General features: G+C 70.5%; 2 protein-coding genes. One reads left to right on the forward strand and one right to left on the reverse strand.

Annotated elements, in window-relative coordinates:
- Positions 1-1,239, forward strand: a 1,239-nt coding sequence (locus tag DBR34_RS19775; protein WP_258224172.1) for a cation:proton antiporter, incomplete at its 5' end; no start/stop codon positions are given.
- 73 nt (positions 1,240-1,312) lie between these two features.
- Here DBR34_RS19775 and DBR34_RS19780 read toward each other — a convergent pair.
- A partial coding sequence (locus DBR34_RS19780; protein ID WP_146186894.1) for a penicillin acylase family protein occupies positions 1,313-1,839 on the reverse strand: 527 nt, incomplete at its 5' end.

Raw genomic sequence — 1,839 nt, forward strand, 5'->3', positions numbered from 1 at the left:
TCGTCGCTGGGCGCCGACTGGGCCGCGCACCTGCATGCGCCGCTGGGCCTGTTCCTGATGCAGTTGCTGGTGCTGCTGCTGGTGGCCAAAGGCGCCGGCTGGCTGTTCCGGCGTTTTGGCCAACCGGGCGTGATCGGGGAGATGGCCGCCGGGCTGATGATGGGCCCGCTGGTGCTGGGGGCGCTGTTGCCGCAGGTGCACGGCGCGCTGTTCCCCGCCGCCTCGCTGGGGTCGCTCGGGCTGCTCAGCCAGCTGGGCGTGCTGATGTTCCTGCTGGTGGCCGGCGCCGAACTGGACCTGGGCGGGCTGCGCGGTCGCCGACGGTTTGCGTTCGTGGTCAGCCATGCCGGTATCGCGGTGCCGTTCGTGCTGGGCGTGGCCCTGGCGATCTGGTTGTACGGTGCGCACGCACCCAGCGGGATCGGGTTTACCGGCTTCGCCCTGTTCGTGGGCATTTCACTGAGCATCACCGCGTTCCCGGTGCTGCTGCGGATCCTGGCCGACCGGGGCATGACCAGTACGCCGTTGGGCCAGACCGCCATCGCCTGCGCCGCGCTCGGCGATGCCACCGCGTGGTGCCTGCTGGCGCTGATCGTGGCGGCCGCGCAGGCACAGGGCTGGGTGCCGGCGGCGCTCAACCTGGTGTGTGTGGTGGCATTCGTCGGGGTGATGCTGGGCCTGGTGCGCCCGTGGTTCTCGCGGCAGACGATTGCAGCCGGCCAGGAAGGCCGCTGGCTGCTGGTGATGCTGCTGATGGCGCTGGGCTGCGCGCTGGTCACTGAAATGCTGGGCATCCATGCGCTGTTTGGCGCGTTCGCCGCCGGCGTGGCGGTGTCGGGCAACGCCACCCTGCGGCATACGGTGGCCACCAAGGTCGAACCGTTCGCGGTCACGCTGCTGCTGCCGCTGTTCTTCGCCATGACCGGTCTGCGCATGCGTGCCGATGCGCTGCAGGCCAGCGACCTGCTGCTGTGCGTGGTGGTGATTGCGGTGGCCACGCTGGGCAAGCTGTTCGGTACCTGGAGCGCGGCGCGCAGCGCCGGCATGGGCAACCATGAGGCGTGGAAGCTGGGCGCGTTGATGAACACCCGCGGCCTGATGGAGCTGATCGTGCTGAACCTGGGGTACGACCTGGGTTTCCTCGGCGACCGCCTGTTCGCGGTGCTGGTGATCATGGCGCTGGTCACCACGGCGATGACCGGGCCGTTGTTGAGCCTGATCGAACGTTGCCGACGCTGAAGCCGGCGGTGTGCGGTGCCCCTCGCGGTAGAGCCGACCGTTGGTCGGCTACGCCGTCACCCTAGGCGCACCATCATTCCCGCGTCGGCACCAACCTGAGCGTATGCACCGTCGCGCCGGGCAGGAACGGTGTCGGCGTGCCGTTGACCCAGTCCTCGTGTCCCGCGCCCCAGAACGGTGACAACGGGTGCCCGCTCTGGCCGCCGGGCATGTGGATGATGCCGTCGGCTTCGTGCCCGGGTGACACCACCATGCGCTGCGAGGCGCCAAACGCAGGGCCCTGCACGCGGGGCATGTCGCGGTCGCCGGGCAGGCGGTCGGCCGGCATGCACAGCCACGGCCGGGCAACGGCGGGCAGGGCGCGGCTGACCGGGTGGCAGATCGCGGCGGTGTTGCGCTCGCCCCAGCTGCGCTCGGACAACGTTGGTCCCTGCGCGGCCAGGTCGGCCTCCAGGCGCCGGGCGGCGTCGGCCAGCAGTGCCTCCCAACTGGCATACGGCGGTGGCAGCAGGTGCGCCGGACGTTCGTTCACCAACGGCCAGAGCACGCCTTCGATCTGCGCCAGGCGCGGCTCCAGGTAGGCATCGCCCAGGCGCTGCT

This window comes from Stenotrophomonas sp. HMWF003 (genome assembly GCF_003061285.1).
In the GTDB taxonomy this organism is placed as follows: Bacteria; Pseudomonadota; Gammaproteobacteria; order Xanthomonadales; family Xanthomonadaceae; genus Stenotrophomonas; species Stenotrophomonas maltophilia_AP.